At 67.1% G+C, this 14,932-nt stretch carries 16 protein-coding genes; 9 read left to right on the top strand and 7 right to left on the bottom strand.

Annotated features, from left to right (window positions below; genetic code table 11):
- The first annotated feature begins 44 nt into the window (after positions 1-44).
- From leuC to ABZ827_RS10905, 3 genes are all read left to right on the top strand, one after another.
- Positions 45-1,460: a 3-isopropylmalate dehydratase large subunit gene (gene leuC / locus ABZ827_RS10895; RefSeq protein WP_357235744.1), complete on the top strand. Its 1,416-nt coding sequence runs from the start codon at positions 45-47 to the stop codon at positions 1,458-1,460.
- 53 nt (positions 1,461-1,513) lie between these two features.
- A complete protein-coding gene (gene leuD, locus ABZ827_RS10900) occupies positions 1,514-2,122 on the top strand; it encodes a 3-isopropylmalate dehydratase small subunit (protein ID WP_357235747.1) in 609 nt (202 codons plus the stop codon).
- Between the two features lie 154 nt (positions 2,123-2,276).
- Positions 2,277-2,924: an HU family DNA-binding protein gene (locus ABZ827_RS10905; protein ID WP_357235750.1), complete on the top strand. Its 648-nt coding sequence runs from the start codon at positions 2,277-2,279 to the stop codon at positions 2,922-2,924.
- Positions 2,925-3,121: 197 nt separating this feature from the next.
- Here the strand turns inward: ABZ827_RS10905 and ABZ827_RS10910 are convergent, their stop codons facing one another.
- Genes ABZ827_RS10910 through cofC form a run of 3 tightly spaced genes read right to left on the bottom strand, consistent with a single transcriptional unit; the run spans position 3,122 to position 7,036 of the window.
- Positions 3,122-4,087, bottom strand: a complete 966-nt coding sequence (locus tag ABZ827_RS10910; RefSeq protein ID WP_357235753.1) for an NUDIX domain-containing protein — start codon at positions 4,085-4,087, stop codon at positions 3,122-3,124.
- A complete protein-coding gene (locus ABZ827_RS10915) occupies positions 4,084-6,276 on the bottom strand; it encodes an RNA degradosome polyphosphate kinase (protein WP_357235756.1) in 2,193 nt (730 codons plus the stop codon). The genes ABZ827_RS10910 and ABZ827_RS10915 overlap by 4 nt, the downstream gene beginning before the upstream one ends.
- Before the next feature lie 52 nt (positions 6,277-6,328).
- Positions 6,329-7,036: a 2-phospho-L-lactate guanylyltransferase gene (gene cofC, locus ABZ827_RS10920; protein WP_357235759.1), complete on the bottom strand. Its 708-nt coding sequence runs from the start codon at positions 7,034-7,036 to the stop codon at positions 6,329-6,331.
- Between the two features lie 30 nt (positions 7,037-7,066).
- Between cofC and ABZ827_RS10925 the strand changes: the two genes are divergently transcribed.
- Both ABZ827_RS10925 and ABZ827_RS10930 read left to right on the top strand, forming a co-directional pair.
- Positions 7,067-8,062, top strand: a complete 996-nt coding sequence (locus tag ABZ827_RS10925) for an NAD(P)H-dependent glycerol-3-phosphate dehydrogenase (protein WP_357235761.1) — start codon at positions 7,067-7,069, stop codon at positions 8,060-8,062.
- 56 nt (positions 8,063-8,118) lie between these two features.
- Positions 8,119-9,234 carry a D-alanine--D-alanine ligase family protein gene (locus tag ABZ827_RS10930; protein WP_357235764.1) on the top strand — a complete coding sequence of 372 codons (1,116 nt, stop codon included), beginning with the start codon at positions 8,119-8,121 and terminating at the stop codon, positions 9,232-9,234.
- A 16-nt stretch (positions 9,235-9,250) separates the two neighbouring features.
- On the opposite strand, the gene ABZ827_RS10935 is transcribed toward ABZ827_RS10930, so the two are convergent.
- Positions 9,251-9,844, bottom strand: a complete 594-nt coding sequence (locus tag ABZ827_RS10935) for a DUF3515 domain-containing protein (RefSeq protein WP_357235767.1) — start codon at positions 9,842-9,844, stop codon at positions 9,251-9,253.
- A 280-nt stretch (positions 9,845-10,124) separates the two neighbouring features.
- Between ABZ827_RS10935 and ABZ827_RS10940 the strand changes: the two genes are divergently transcribed.
- From ABZ827_RS10940 to ABZ827_RS10955, 4 genes are read left to right on the top strand one after another with little or no spacing between them, the layout of a single operon-like run.
- Entirely contained in the window at positions 10,125-11,120 is a 996-nt protein-coding gene (locus ABZ827_RS10940; protein WP_357235770.1) for a thiamine-phosphate kinase, read from the top strand.
- Positions 11,121-11,131: 11 nt separating this feature from the next.
- On the top strand, positions 11,132-11,815 hold the full coding sequence (locus ABZ827_RS10945; RefSeq protein WP_357235773.1) for a uracil-DNA glycosylase: 684 nt from the start codon (positions 11,132-11,134) through the stop codon (positions 11,813-11,815).
- A gap of 36 nt (positions 11,816-11,851) precedes the next feature.
- A complete protein-coding gene (locus ABZ827_RS10950; protein WP_357235776.1) occupies positions 11,852-12,091 on the top strand; it encodes a hypothetical protein in 240 nt (79 codons plus the stop codon).
- A 50-nt stretch (positions 12,092-12,141) separates the two neighbouring features.
- Positions 12,142-12,999 (top strand): alpha/beta hydrolase, encoded by an 858-nt coding sequence (locus ABZ827_RS10955; protein WP_357235779.1) that lies wholly within the window; start codon positions 12,142-12,144, stop codon positions 12,997-12,999.
- A gap of 207 nt (positions 13,000-13,206) precedes the next feature.
- Here ABZ827_RS10955 and ABZ827_RS10960 read toward each other — a convergent pair whose 3' ends face one another.
- From ABZ827_RS10960 to rpmB, 3 genes are all read right to left on the bottom strand, one after another.
- Complete coding sequence (locus ABZ827_RS10960; RefSeq protein ID WP_357235781.1) at positions 13,207-13,992, bottom strand: enoyl-CoA hydratase-related protein; 786 nt, start codon at positions 13,990-13,992, stop codon at positions 13,207-13,209.
- On the bottom strand, positions 13,989-14,447 hold the full coding sequence (locus ABZ827_RS10965; protein WP_357235784.1) for a GNAT family N-acetyltransferase: 459 nt from the start codon (positions 14,445-14,447) through the stop codon (positions 13,989-13,991). Before ABZ827_RS10965 ends, ABZ827_RS10960 begins: the two co-directional genes overlap by 4 nt.
- Before the next feature lie 213 nt (positions 14,448-14,660).
- Positions 14,661-14,852: a 50S ribosomal protein L28 gene (rpmB, locus tag ABZ827_RS10970; protein ID WP_011210730.1), complete on the bottom strand. Its 192-nt coding sequence runs from the start codon at positions 14,850-14,852 to the stop codon at positions 14,661-14,663.
- Between the last annotated feature and the right edge of the window lie 80 nt (positions 14,853-14,932).

The following is a 14,932-nucleotide window of genomic DNA, read 5'->3' on the forward strand; positions in this document are numbered from 1 at the left end:
ACGGGTCGACCGAGCGGATGCCGGGCCTGAAAGGTGATCGCAAAATGCCACGTACGCTGGCCGAAAAAGTATGGGAACAGCATGTCGTCGCCCGTGGTGAAGGCGAGGGCGAGGCGCGCGAACCCGATCTGATCTATATCGATCTGCATCTGGTGCACGAGGTGACCAGTCCGCAGGCCTTCGACGGGCTGCGTGCGGCCGGTCGTCCGGTGCGCCGGCCCGACCTCACGATCGCCACCGAGGACCACAACGTCCCGACCGTCGATATCGACAAACCCATCGCCGACCCGGTTTCCCGTACTCAGGTGGAAACGCTGCGGCGTAACTGCGCGGAGTTCGGGGTGCGGCTGCATCCGATGGGCGATCGCGAACAAGGCATTGTGCATGTGGTCGGCCCGCAACTCGGTTTGACCCAGCCGGGCACGACAGTGGTGTGCGGAGACAGCCATACCTCCACGCACGGCGCGTTCGGCGCACTGGCCATGGGAATCGGGACCAGTGAGGTCGAACACGTCCTTGCCACACAGACTCTGTCGCTGCGTCCGTTCAAGACAATGGCGATCACCGTCGACGGGGCGCTGCCGCCGGGAGTCACCAGTAAGGACCTCATTCTGGCGGTGATTGCCGAAATCGGTACCGGCGGCGGGCAGGGATATGTGCTCGAGTATCGCGGTGAAGCCATTCGCAATATGTCGATGGAGGCGCGGATGACGATCTGCAATATGTCCATCGAAGCCGGTGCCCGGGCCGGGATGATCGCGCCGGACGAAACGACCTATGAGTTCCTGAAGGGGCGGCCGCATGCCCCGCAGGGCGCGGACTGGGATGCCGCGGTGCGGGCGTGGGAGGCGTTGAAGACCGACGAGGGCGCGGCTTTCGACCGGGAAGTGCATATCGACGCCGGCTCGCTGACTCCGTTCGTCACCTGGGGTACCAACCCGGGGCAGGGATTGCCGCTGGGGGCGAATGTGCCGGACCCGGCGCAGATCGCCGACGAGTCCGCGCGCGACTCGGCAGAGAAAGCGCTGCGGTACATGGATTTGACCCCGGGGATGCCGTTGCGTGAGGTCACGGTGGACACCGTATTCGTCGGATCGTGCACCAACGGCCGGATCGAGGATCTGCGGGCCGTGGCCGGGGTCCTGGAGGGTCGCAAGGTCGCCGACGGGGTGCGAATGCTGGTGGTGCCGGGCTCGATGCGAGTGCGGGAGCAGGCCGAAGCCGAGGGGCTCGGCGAGATATTCACCGCGGCCGGGGCCGAATGGCGGCAGGCCGGATGCTCTATGTGCCTGGGAATGAACCCGGATCAGCTGGAGCCCGGTCAGCGCTGCGCCTCCACCTCCAATCGGAACTTCGAGGGGCGGCAGGGGAAAGGTGGCCGCACTCATCTGGTGTCGCCACTGGTCGCCGCCGCCACCGCGGTTCGCGGCCGGCTGTCGGCGCCCGCCGATCTGAACTGAGCCCCCGCGCCGCATTCCGAAAACGAACATACAGCCCGAAACAGGAGAATTACATGGATGCCTTCACCGTGCACAAGGGGATCGGTGTACCGCTGCGCCGGTCCAATGTGGACACCGACCAGATCATCCCCGCCGTCTATCTGAAGCGCGTGACTCGAACAGGATTCGAAGACGGCCTGTTCGCGGCGTGGCGGGGCGACGAGGACTTCATTCTGAACACCGAACCGTACAAGCACGGCAGCGTGCTTGTGGCCGGACCGGATTTCGGGACCGGTTCATCCCGTGAGCACGCGGTATGGGCGCTCATGGACTATGGCTTTCGAGTAGTTATCTCTTCACGTTTCGCCGACATCTTCCGCGGTAATGCGGGCAAGGGTGGTCTACTGGCCGCGCGAATGTCACAGAATGATGTCGAAATGCTCTGGAAGTTGCTCGAGGAACAGCCGGGGCTGGAATTGGTTGTCGACCTCCGGGAGCGCACGGTGACCGCTGGAACCATCGTGTTGCCGTTCGATATTGACGACTACACCAGGTGGCGCCTGTTGGAAGGATTGGACGACATCGGCCTGACACTGCGACGTAGCGATGTGATCGCCGAGTTCGAAAAGGCAAGGCCGGCTTGGAAACCAAAGACCCTTCCGGAACCTATTTCGCAGGCGTAATGTTCTCGGCCTCTTAAGGGGCTCGGATGGTGCGGTAGCTGTGCGTGTGCTAGACCACATGAATTTTGGCGTGGCACATAGACTCTTGCCCATTGTGGGTTTACCGTGGTACCTAGTCGGTCCGACGACGGGCCATTAGTCTGCGGAGGATTCAATGAACAAGGCGGAACTGATCGACGTTCTGACCGAAAAGTTGGGTACTGACAGGCGCACGGCCACCGCGGCAGTTGAGCATGTGGTCGATACCATCGTGCGTGCGGTACACAAAGGGCAGAGCGTCACCATCACCGGATTCGGTGTGTTCGAACAGCGGAAGAGGGCAGCCCGGGTCGCGCGGAATCCGCGGACCGGGGAAACCGTCAAGGTGAAGCCCACTTCGGTGCCGGCCTTCCGGCCCGGCGCCCAGTTCAAGGCGGTTATCGCGGGTAAACAGAAGCTCGCGGCAACAGGCCCCGCGGTGAAACGCGGTGTCAATGCTCCTGTGGCGGCCAAGAAATCCACGGCCAAGAAGACGACGGCGAAGAAAACCACCGCCAAGAAGTCGGCCACCAAGGCGCCCGCCAAATCAACGGCACGTAAGACCGCCACCAAGGCGCCGGCCAAGAGCACCGCCGCCAAGAAGGCCGCGACCAAGGCCGCGGCCCGAAAGACAACGGCCAAGAAGGCACCGGCCAAGAAGACCACAGCCAAGGCCACGGCCAAGAAGACCACGGCCAAGGCTACGGCGAAGAAGACCACGGCGACCAAGAAGGCCACCGCCAAGCGGACCACGGCCAAGAAAACCGCCAAAAGGGCTCGCTGACCTACGGAGCCCGCGGATGCCGCGGAAATCCCCGACGGCTTTCCGACCCGCGAACGGTGCCAGTCGGTGAGCGGTGAGTGTCGTATCTCGGCCCGCTGCTCGCGACCTACACAACCGAAACGCCGGACGGACCAGCCCCCGGGCGATCCCCGGGGGCGTAACCGTCTCCACGGCCACCGGTGCGCAGAGAACAGGTCCTATTCGGTTGCCGGAGCGGTATCCACCGACAGCGATCGATCGAGATGATCGGCGGCCATCAGCCGGCCGTTCACGAAAGACAACACCCAGACCGACCCTTTCCGGGTTCGGGCGGGTGACAATCGCATTCCGTCGTGCTCGGCCCACCATGCGACGAGATCCGGCACGGTATCGCCCTGGCTGCACAGTACGGGCACGGATTGCGAGGAAAGCACCAGAGAACGGATATGATCGCGCGCCTTCTGCGTATCGGCGGCGTATCCGATATCACCGAGAAGCGGTTCGACCGCGACCTCGACACCCAATTCCTCGGCCAGCGGGGCCACTGTTTGCACGCAGCGCAGTGGTTCGGCGGATAAGACCGTCCCGGCGCCGAAGGCGAGGAGATTCGGTACCAGCGCGAGTGCCTGCTGGTGTCCGGCCAGCTCGAGCGGGCGTTGTTCGTCCGGGCCGCGATAGCGGTCGCGGCGGCCGGCCTTGGCGTGCCGCACCACCAGCGCCGTCCGGGTGTCGGCCGGTAGCCGGGTGAATGCCCGCACGATCTGGCGGTCCATCGGATACGACAAGGTCGACATCACTGTTTCCAGCGGGCACCAGGTGAGTTCGTCGACTTCGTGGTTGGCGCTGAACTCGCCGCCGACGGCCTCGGCCGCCCAGTAATGCACCCGTTTCATTCTGCGGTGCCCCGGGATCGGATAAGTGACCTTGCCGAGGTAGCGCCCCAGCCGGGGGCGCAGACCGGTCTCCTCCTCGGTTTCCCGGACCGCGGCCAGGACGGGGGTTTCGCCGGGATCGAGTTTCCCCTTGGGCAGCGACCAGTCCTCGTATTTGGGCCGGCGGATCACCGCGATCTCCAGCCCCCCCGCGGAACCGGGCGCATGCCTCCACAACACGGTGCCCGCCGCATGAATATTGGGTGTGGTCCGGGGATCCGGATAGGACGGTGGTGTATGCGTGCTGTTCACTGCTGATCCGGGCGGCGTAGCCGCATCAGTGCCACCTGATGGTCGCGGACTTCGATCCCGTCGCCGTCCGGTCCGGTCCCGGCTCTGTCCGGGCTGGATTTCCAGTTACCGTCGGGGGCCAGCACCCAGCAGCGGGTCATGGGGTGGAGGGCGGATTCGAGGATCCCGTCCAGCCGTTCGCGCAGTTTCGGGTCTTTCACCTGGGCCATCACTTCCACCCGCCGGTCCAGATTGCGGTGCATCATATCGGCGCTGCCGATCCAGAACTCGTCCTGCGCCGCGAAGTTGAGGAGGCGTGAATGTTCCAGGACCCGGCCGAGGATGGAGCGCACCTCGATGTTCTCGCTCATTCCGGGAACACCCGCGCGGAGCCCGCAGATACTGCGGACCACGATCTGTACGGGTACACCGGCCTGCGATGCGCGGTACAGGGCGTCGATGATCTGTTCGTCGACAAGCGCGTTGGCCTTCAGCCTGATCCGGGCGGCGGCGCCGGAGCGGGCCAATTCGATCTCCCGTTCGATCCGGGAGATGATCCCGGCCCGGATACCGTGCGGGGCCACCAGAATATTGCGGTAATCGGATTTGCGGGAATAGCCGGTGAGCGAATTGAACAGATCGGTGAGATCGGCGCCGATCTCGGGGGCCGCGGTGAGCAGGCCGACATCCTCGTAGAGGCGCGCGGTCTTGGGATTGTAGTTACCGGTGCCGATATGGCAGTAGCGACGGATGGTGGAACCTTCCCGGCGCACCACCAGGCAGGTCTTGCAGTGGGTTTTGAGCCCGACCAGCCCGTAGACGACATGGACACCGGCCTGTTCCAGGGTGCGTGCCCATTTGATGTTGGCCTGCTCGTCGAATCTGGCCTTGATCTCCACGAGCGCCACTACTTGTTTACCGGCTTCGGCGGCGTCGATGAGCGCGTTCACGATCGGGGAGTCGCCGGATGTGCGGTACAGGGTTTGTTTGATCGCCAGCACCTGCGGATCGGCCGCGGCCTGCTCGATGAAACGCTGCACGCTGGTGGAGAACGAATCGTATGGATGATGCACGAGTACATCGCCCTCGCGCAGCGCGGCGAACACATTGCGCGGGGTCTCCCGTTCCCCGAACGCCGGTGGGGTCGCGGGAACGTAGGGGGCGTCCTTCAGATTCGGGCGGTCCACCCCGTACACCTGTGACAGGCAGGACAGATCCAGCAGCCCCGGGACCTGGATGACATCGGCCGGATCGACCTCGAGCTCGCGGAGCAGCAGATCGAGCATATGCTCGGTCATATCGTCGGAGACCTCGAGCCGTACCGGTGAACCGAACCGGCGGCGGGCCAGTTCGCGTTCCAGCGCCTGTAGCAGATCCTCGTCGCGATCCTCGTCGACCTCGAAATCGGCATTACGGGTGATCCGGAACGAATGGTGCTCGACCACCGTCATCCCGGGGAACAGGTGTTCCAGATGTGCGGCGATCAGCGCCTCCATCGGGAGGAACGCGGCGATCGACGCACTGTTGCCGGTGCCGGGGCGCCGGACCCGCACGAACCGGTCCACATTGTCGGGGACCTTCACGCGGGCGAAGTGCTCGCCGCCGGTGGTCTGGTCCTGGACGGTCACCGCGAGATTCAGGCTCAGACCGCTGATATACGGGAAGGGGTGAGCGGGGTCCACTGCCAGCGGAGTCAGGACCGGGAACACCTGGTCCTGGAAATGCGCGGACAACCGTTCCCGTTCGGGTTCCGCTAGATCGGCCCAGTCGATGATCTCGATACCCTCGGCGGTGAGCGCGGGCAGTACCTCGGTGAGGAACACCTCGGCGTGGCGGACGGCCAGGTCCTGGGTGCGGGCCGCGATCAGGTCGAGCTGTTCGTTGGGTGAGCGGCCGTCGGCGGAGCGAACCGAAAGCCCGGTTTCGGCGCGGCGTTTGAGACCGGCGACACGGACCATATAGAACTCGTCGAGATTCGAGGCGAAGATGGACAGGAATTTCGCGCGTTCCAGCAGCGGTAGCGAACTGTCCTCGGCGAGGGCCAGGACCCGGGCATTGAAGTCGAGCCAGCTCAACTCCCGGTTGAGGTAGCGATCGGCCGGCAAACGAGGTGCGTTGCCGCCCGCGGGTATCTGAGTGGCGGCCGGAGGCGGAGTGGGTAGCACCTGTTGCTGCTTGACGGTTTCCGTATCGCTCACGCCTACGATCATCCCTTACGAACCGGGTGGTGCGCATACACGGGAGGTGACTGTTATCTCTAGTTCACGGTGTGGCGACCGGCCCGCACACCTGGGTGACCATTGTGCGAACACGATGCGGCAGGCCCAGTTCACGCAGTAGCGCGGCGGTCTCGTGGCCGGTTCCCAGTTCCCGCAACGCCGCCAGATCCGCGGCGGTATCGACATCGTGTCGCAGACCGGGCCAATCGCCGTGTAGTTCGCGCGCGCCGTCGGCACGATGGCGGTGAGCGGAATCACGACCGAAGCGGGGTCGCAATGCCAGGCCGGGGGGTGCGAGCAGCGCCGCCGTCCCGGTACCGGCGTGATCGGCCACGAGCCCGCGCGTATCGCCGGGAGCGGCGGCCAGCACCGCGGCCAGCTCCTGCGGGCACAGGGCGGGGAGATCGGCTTGGAGGGCCAGCAAACCCACGGCGGCGCCGTATCGCGCCCGCAGGGCTGCCGCCGCATCGGCCAGGGCGATGTTCAACCCGTCCGGATCGGCGGCGGCGCCGGCCGGCTCGGGGTGGACCTCGGCCCCGAGAGCCCGGGTCGTCTCGGCTACCACCGGGTCCGGGGTGACGACCGTGACCGAGGTGATCGCCGGGACCGCCACGGCCGCCCGCACGGTATCGGTGAGCATGGCCAGCACCAGCCGGGACCGCTGCGCCGGCGGAAGGACGCCGGCCAGCCGGCTCTTGGCGCTGTCCAGGGTTTTCACCGCGATCACGGCGTGCACGGAGTGCGGGCACATGGCCCCATCCTGTCATGGCATATTGGGCTGATGACGAGGGCGGCGGTAATGGGAGCGGGATCGTGGGGGACGACCCTGGCGAAGGTATTGGCGGACGCGGGCACCGAGGTCACTGTCTGGGCTCGCCGGCCGGAGGTCGCCGAGGCATTGAACACCGATCACCGGAACCCTTATTACATGCCGGGAGTGCAGCTACCCCCGATTGCCGCGACCGACGATTACGCCCGGGCCATGGAGGGTGCCGAGATCGTGGTGCTCGCGGTGCCGTCGCAATCGTTGCGCGGGAATCTGAAGACCTGGGCACCTGCCATCGGCTCCGATACCACCTTGCTGAGTGTGGCCAAAGGGATCGAGAGCGGCACGCTGCTGCGGATGAGTGAGGTCGTCGCGGAGGTCACCGGCGCGGATCCGAGCCGGATCGCCGTGCTGTCCGGACCCAATCTCGCCGGGGAGCTCGCCGCCGGGCAGCCGGCGGCCACCGTGGTCGGCTGTACCGACGCGCAGCGGGCGGCGGCGGTGCAGCGGGCCTGTGTCACCAGTTATTTCCGGCCCTACACCAATACCGATGTGATCGGCTGCGAAATCGGCGGTGCCTGCAAGAATGTCATCGCCCTGGCCTGCGGTATCGCCTCCGGAATGGGTTTCGGGGACAACTCCATCGCCGCGTTGATGACGCGCGGCCTGGCGGAGATCATCCGGCTCGGTATGGCGCTCGGCGCCGAACCGGCGACTTTGGCGGGGCTGGCCGGGGTCGGGGATCTGATCGCCACCTGTACCTCGCCGCTGTCGCGCAACCGGTCCTTCGGGCAGGTACTCGGGTCCGGCGGATCCATGCAGGCCGCGCAGGAAGCGACCCACGGGCAGATTGCCGAAGGCGTGAAGTCCTGCACTTCGGTGCGCGCGCTGGCGGTGGCGCGCGGGGTGGAGATGCCGCTCACCGAGGCCGTCCACCAGGTGTGCCACGAGGGGCTGACTGTGCGTTCGGCGATGGACAAGCTCCTCGGACGCCAGATCAAACCCGAATAGCCACCGGTGATGGTGTACCGCGATTACCCGGTGTCCCGGCAGGGTACCGTTCGGGCATGAACCGGATCAGAGTTGCCGTGGTATTCGGCGGTCGCAGCAACGAGCACACCGTGTCGTGCGTCTCGGCCGGCGCCGTGCTGCGCAATCTCGATCCGGAACGGTACGAGGCGGTGCCCATCGGGATAACCCCGGCGGGGACGTGGATGCTCGCGGATATCGATATCGCGGCGCTCGCCCGGCACGACCGGACGCTGCCCTCGGTCACCGGGGGTGGCACCGAACTGGTGCTGGCCGCCGATCCGAGCCGCGCCGGAACACTGGTCGCGCTCGACGATCCGCGTACCGCGCTCGAAAACGTCGATGTGGTGTTCCCGGTGCTGCACGGACCGTTCGGTGAGGACGGCACGGTACAGGGAATGCTGGAACTGGCCGGAATCCCCTATGTGGGCCCCGGCGTCCTGGCCAGCGCGGCCGGTATGGACAAGGAGTTCACCAAGAAACTGCTCGCCGCCGACGGCCTGCCGGTAGGAGTGCAGGTGGTGCTGCGGCCGGGCACCGGGACCGTGGCACCGGCCGACCGGGCGCGGCTCGGGCTGCCGGTTTTCGTCAAACCCGCCCGCGGGGGCTCGTCCATCGGGATCACCAAGGTCACCGACTGGGCCGATCTGGATACCGCGATCGCGACCGCGCGCGAACACGATCCGAAGGTGATCGTGGAAGCCGGAATCATCGGCCGCGAAGTCGAATGCGGTGTGCTGGAATTCCCGGACGGCCGGGTGGAGGCCAGTGTTCTCGCCGAGATCCGGATGCCGGAGGACCTCGCCGACGCCGACGCCGGTGAGCAACCCGGACCGGCCTTCTACGATTTCGACACCAAATACCTCGATGACGTCTGCGAATTCGATGTCCCGGCGAAACTGGACGACGATATCGCCGAGGAGGTCCGGGCGATGGCCGTCCGTGCCTTCCGCGCATTGGATTGCCAGGGGCTGGCGCGGGTCGATTTCTTCGTCACCGAGGACGGTCCGGTGATCAACGAGATCAACACCATGCCCGGGTTCACGCCGATCTCCATGTTCCCCCGGATGTGGCAGGAAACCGGGGTCGGTTACGCGGAACTGCTGTCCGGTCTCGTGGAAACCGCCCTGGCCCGCGGTACCGGGCTGCGCTGAACCGAAACGGGAACGCTCAGTTCGGCAGCTCGCCCGGGTCGATCGGTTGCGCCGGCAGCTGCGCGGTGATGGTGTCCGACACCACCTGCAGCGGCGTCGGTCCGGAGCCGTCGGGAAGAGTCACCGCGATATAGGTTTCGCGGTCCACCGCGAACCAGGTGGCGGTTTGCGCGGCCTCGTCGCGGATCTCGAACCATTGCACCCCGTTGACCACCTGCAGCGGTGAAGCGCGGTTGAATTCCAGCGGGCGGTCCAGCCCGCAGCGCAGCACGACCGGTTCGCCGCCGTCGGCCCGCTGCCAGGCCGCGGTCGCCGGGGGAGCCGGTTCGACCAGAGTCGACCGGGTGAAATCGCCGAGATCGGCGGGTAGCGCGGGCAGTAGCGCGGAGCAGGCCGGTCCTTCGGCGGCGGGAGCGGGAACGGGGCCCAGGGCCAGGGGTTCGCGCTCGGCCGGGCCGCGCAGCACGATCACGGCCGCGACCACCACGGCGACCAGTAGCGCGACCGGTAGCGCCACCGCCGTCGCGATGAGTGCGGGCGAATAGGGAGCGCGTTCGGGTTCCGCGCTGTCCGGGGCCTCGGTGTCGTCGTCCGGCGATGTGCCCGGCATCCTCGAAGGTCCTTTCTGCGGTGCGCAGGCACAGCGGGTACGGCGTGGCGCGGTGGCGGTCCGGCCGCCGCGCCTGGTCACCGGGCACAGGGTACCGTCAGTGCGGGAAGCGCCGGGCTACCGGGCGCCGCGCCCGCGGCGTGTATTCGGCGCCGCCGGGCACCTGTTCCGCGGCCCGGCCCGTTCGTGGTGCCCGGCCTTTCGGGAACAGCCGCGAACCCCGGCCCGCTCGGCAGCAGCGGGGAACACGAAAGGTCTTCCGATCGACACCCGACCAACAGTGCGCGACCTGGGCGAATTCGCCCTGATCGCACAGATCAACGCGGGCCGGACGCAGGGCCCCGCCGTCCGGCTCGGCCCCGGTGACGACGCGGCGGTGCTGGCGGCCCCGCGAGGGCAATACGTGGTCAGCACGGATATGTTGATCGAGGACCGGCATTTCCGGCTGGACTGGTCGGATCCGGAGGAGATCGGGCGCAAGGCGATCGCGCAGAACGCCGCCGATATCTACGCGATGGGCGCCGAACCCGTGGGTTATGTGATCGGGCTGGGGCTGCCCGGGGAGACACCGGTGGATTTCGTGACCCGGCTCGCGGACGGGTTCTGGGCCGAAGCGGCGCGGGCGGGTGGTTCCGTCGCGGGTGGGGATATCGTGCGCAGCGCGCAGTTGGTGATCTCGGTGACGGCTTTCGGTGATCCGCTGGGTGGCGCGCCGATCACCCGGTCCGGCGCGCGAGCCGGCGGCACGGTGGCCCTCGCGGGCCGTCCGGGATGGTCCGCGGCCGGTTTCGCGGCGCTGTCCGGTGCGCATCCGGAGGCCAACCGTCACCACGGTGATTCGGACGCCGCGGTCGCGGTGGCCGCACACCGGGCGCCACGCCCGCCCTACGACCTCGTCCGCGCGGCGATGGCCGCCGGCACCCCACCGGAGGCACTGACCGATATATCCGACGGATTGCTCGCGGATCTCGGCCATCTCGCCGCGGCGTCGGGAGTCGCGGTGGCGGTGGACTCCGCGAACCTGCACGATCCGGACCTGGAACGGTGTGCCGCCGAACTGGAAGCGGATGCGCGGCAATGGATTCTGACCGGTGGTGAGGATCATGTATTCGCGGGTGTCTGGACACCCGGGGTGACACCTCCGTCCGGCTGGACCCCCATCGGGTGTATCGAGGCTGGTCAGGGTGTAACCGTGGACGGCGCGCGCTACCGCGGTCCCACGGGCTGGGAAGCCTTCTCGGGGACGGACTCGGCGAAATCGGACCACTCACGATAGGTTGTGCGGTCATGGGCACGAAACCACTCACGGAAATCATCGATCCGGGCTGGGCGAAAGCATTGGCGCCGGTGGCCGATCGTATTTCGGCGATGGGTGAGTTCTTACGTGCCGAGAACGCCGCGGGGCGCGGCTACCTGCCCGCCGGGGAGAATGTGCTGCGTGCCTTCCAGCATCCGTTCGAGCGGGTCCGGGTGCTGATCGTCGGCCAGGACCCGTATCCGACCCCCGGACATCCCATGGGATTGAGCTTCTCGGTGGCACCGGACGTTTCGCCGGTACCGCGCAGCCTGGCCAATATCTTCGCCGAGTACAGCAAGGATCTCGGCCATCCCACGCCCACCAGCGGAGATCTGAGCCCCTGGTCGGACCAGGGGGTGCTGATGCTGAACCGGGTGCTGACCGTATCGCCGGGCAAGCCGGCCTCGCATCGCGGTAAAGGCTGGGAACAGGTCACCGAACAGGCGATCAGCGCTCTGGTGAACCGGGACGAGCCGCTGGTGGCGGTTCTGTGGGGCCGGGACGCGGCGTCGTTGAAGCCGGCGCTGGCCGGTGCCGAGGTGCCCTGTATCGAGTCCGCGCATCCGTCACCGTTGTCGGCGTCGCGGGGATTCTTCGGTTCGCGTCCGTTCTCCCGGGTCAACGAACTCCTGGACGAACTCGGCGCGGAACCGGTGGACTGGCGCCTGCCCTGAGCGGGCGTCGAAAGAGAAAAAAGTGAGGAGCACACCATGAAACTGCGCGGCATCACCGCCACGCTCGCGCTGAGCGCCGCCCTGACCGGCGCCGCCGGGGCGACGGCCGGAGCGGCCCCGTTGACCCTGGAACCGGCCCAGCCGGTCACCGAGCCGGCGGCGCCGATCGGGGAGGATTTCACCTCTACCGGTTCGTCGACCCTCTCGGCATCGGTGAACGCGAAGGGTGCTTGCCTGTTCCAGCGGACCCTCAGCGCCATGGACCTGGACTGCTGATTTGTCCGTTCGTACGGCGTAACGTCCGTATATTTGCGATGCTGCAAATCGTGAGTAATGCGAACTATCTGCTCGATCCCGTCCGGCTGCGATTACGCGGTGCGGGCGGGATCGAGCTCGTCGGGGACCAGTACGGCCCGCAGGACGGCCCGCTGGTGCTGTTCCTGCACGGCGGCGGCCAGACCCGGCATTCCTGGAAACAGACCGGCGCCCAACTCGGCGCCGCGGGGATCCGGGCGGTCACCCTGGACGCGCGAGGCCACGGGGACAGTCAGTGGGCTCCGGATCGCGACTACCGCTACGAGGCCATGGGCGGTGACGCGCTCGCGGCGATCGAACAACTGGGCGGCGGACCGGCCGTCCTGGTGGGCGCCAGTATGGGCGGTATCACCGGGCTGCTGGCCACCGGCGCGCCGGGTGGAGAAGTCATATCCGCGCTGGTGCTGGTCGATATCGTGACCCGGCCCGAACCCGCGGGAGTCAACCGGGTCGTCACCTTCCTGAGCAAGAATCCCGAGGGATTCGCTACCTTGGACGAGGCCGCCGACGCGGTGGCGGAATATCTCCCGCACCGGCCCCGGCCCAAATCCAGCGCGGGACTGCTGCGCAATCTCCGCGAACGCGACGGCCGCTGGTACTGGCACTGGGATCCGGGCATTCTCGGTGACAAGGGACTGGATCCCGACGAAATGGCCCGCAATCTCGAGGGGGCCGCCCGGGCACTGACGATTCCGGTGCTGCTGGTGCGTGGCCTGCAGTCCGATGTGGTCAGTGCCGAGGGGGCGGCCGAATTCCAGGCCCTGGTACCGCACGCGGAGATCGTCGAAATCGGCAATGCCGCGCATACCGCCGCCGGTGACGACAACGACGCCTTCACGGAGGCTGTCGCGAAATTCGTGCTGCGTTGATCGGGCCGCCTGCGGCGTCGCGGGTTTTGCCTCTTCGGACCCCACTTTCAGCCTCGGGACTCGCGGCTTCGCCGCATACGCCTCGAGGGCTGAAAGCAGGGCCGGGCCGAACCATCCGAATGCCTCGCTGAACTCGGCGCCGCCGGCTGGTTCCGGATCGGATCGGACCGCTCGATGGCGGTCGGTCAGCCTGTTCGGCGGGCGGAATCAGTTGAGGCCGGAATAGTCGGGCGCACGTTTGGCGAGGAAGGCGTCCACGCCTTCGCGGCCGGTAGGACTGCCCGCGGCCGCTCCCATGGCATCGCGTTCGGCATCGAGCTGATCGCTGAAGGTCGAGGTGGCGGACCGGCTCAGCAGGGTGCGGATGGATGTGTAGCTGGCGCGTGGGCCGCGCGCGAGGGTCCGGGCCAGGTCGAGGGCAGTCTCCCGGACCTTTTCGTCGCTGTCGGTCAGCCGCGCCAGGATGCCGAGGCGGTGTGCTTCGGCGGCGTCGAGTACCGAATCGGTGAGCAGGATATCGCGGGCCTTGGCGGCGCCCACGAGCCGCGGCAGCGTCCAGGACATACCGCCGTCCGGGCTCAGGCCCACGCCCGGATAGGCCGGACGCATCCGGGTTCCGGGGCCGCCGACCGCGATATCGGCCGCGCACACCAGGCTCATCCCGGCCCCGGCCGCCCAGCCGTGGACGGCCGCGACCACCGGGACCGGTGCGGCATCCAGGGCGCGGACGAAAACGTGCAGGGTATCGGCGAGCTGGTACAGATGGGCCGAGCGGTCCTGTGCCGCCGCGAAATCCCGGACATCGCCGCCGGCGCAGAAGTTCGGGCCGGAGCCGCTCAGCAGTACGGCACCCACATCCGAACCGGCCTCGGCGAGGGCGGCGGTTCCCGCGGCGACCCCGGCGAAATCGAGGGAAGTGCCCCGGGCTGAGGTCGACAGGGTGATCTCCAGTACCCCGTCGTCGATTCGGATGTATTCGGTTTCGGTGCTCATGGTCGGAACTCTACTGCCGGTCGCACCATCCTGATCTCGGTTGTGGTGGTGAACCGTTCGGCCCGGGCGGTGCCGTCGGGGACGAAACCGTACTTGGTGTAGAAGGCACGGGCGCGTGGATTTCGTTCGAAGACCCAGAGGTAGCAGGACAGATGCAGTTCCAGTACGGAGTCCATGAGGGCCTGTGCGAGCCCGGTGCCGTACCACGGGGCGCGAACGTACATCGCACTCAGTTCCCGCTCGGCGGGTGCGGGAAGCTCATCGGGCAGGCCGTACCCGGTGAATCCGATGATCTCGTCCCCGTGCTCCGCGACCAGGGCTGTCTTCCCGCTGTGCTCGTGCGCGATACGCGCCCAGGCCGCGGCGCCCCGGTCCGGATCGAAAGCCGCGAGTACATGATCGGGTACGAGTCCCTGGTAGGCCTCACGCCAGCAGGCGATATGGCAGGCCGCCAAGGCTCGTGCGTGCCCGGGGGCGAGTGGGACGATCCGCCACGGCGGGCCGGGTACAGCCTGACTCTCGCAGCTGGGGTCGATGAGTGTCCCTCCGATCGAAGACCGGCACGAACCCCGCCCCGGCTGCCGAGTGGCAACCGGGGCGGGGTTCGTCTGTATTCGTATGTGCGTCGGACAGCGACGCTGCGGTTACCCGCGATCGGTTGTCGCGGTTCAGCCGCGGACGACCTTGCCCGCCTTGAGGCAGGAGGTGCACACGTTCATCCGGCGAGTGTTACCCGGGGCGACCTGTGCGCGCACGGTCTGAATATTCGGGTTCCAGCGACGGTTGGTGCGCCGGTGCGAATGCGAGACCGACTTCCCGAAGCCGGGGCCTTTGGCGCAAACGTCGCAGACGGCAGCCATAGTCGCGAACTCCTTCATGTCATCAGGGGGACCTGCCACCGGTACAGCGGTCGATCCGAGATCAATATCGTCATGCCTGC

Source organism: Nocardia sp. NPDC019395 (assembly GCF_040632335.1).
Lineage (GTDB): Bacteria > Actinomycetota > Actinomycetes > Mycobacteriales > Mycobacteriaceae > Nocardia.